The sequence below is a fragment of the Achromobacter sp. UBA5777 genome, assembly GCF_002418565.1.
GTDB classification, from domain to species: domain Bacteria; phylum Pseudomonadota; class Gammaproteobacteria; order Burkholderiales; family Burkholderiaceae_B; genus Achromobacter; species Achromobacter animicus.
The window spans coordinates 1-437 of the sequence record NZ_DIEJ01000147.1; the positions used below are offsets into that span (position 1 = coordinate 1).

1 protein-coding gene is annotated in these 437 nt (G+C 71.4%); it reads right to left on the reverse strand.

The features are described from left to right. Positions 1 to 60: 60 nt before the first annotated feature. Positions 61 to 270: a hypothetical protein gene (locus B3446_RS11295; RefSeq protein WP_033948218.1), complete on the reverse strand. Its 210-nt coding sequence runs from the start codon at positions 268 to 270 to the stop codon at positions 61 to 63. Positions 271 to 437: the final 167 nt, after the last annotated feature.

Genomic DNA, 437 nt, shown 5'->3' on the forward strand with positions numbered 1-437 from the left:
CGCGCCCGGATTTTCGCCCCCCGGCCCCAAGGCGGAACGGCTTGGGGCCGGTGCGGCTCGTTATTCCTTGGTTTCGATAATCCACCACATGGCACGCGGCAAGGCGCGGCCCGTGATGGGATGCAAGTCGGTCAGGTCGGCGCAGGCTGTCCAGCCGGGGAGCGGACGGTAGCCGCGCACGTCGCCTTCGCCGTGCCAGCGGCGAGCGCGTACCGTGCCGGGCGCATAGATCGCCGCCATGCGCGGGCGGCTGGTGGTGGTGCGGTTCATGGGGGCTTCTCCTTCAAGCGAAGCGCCCCGGTCGAGTGCCGGGGCGCTTGCCTTCGGCGCGGGTCAAGCGGCCAGCGCCTCGGCGGGTTCATCCGCCATTGCCTCGGCATCCTCCGGGGCGTTCTGCGCCTGCGTTTCCTGCGGCGCAGCTTCCGGGCCTTCGGCCT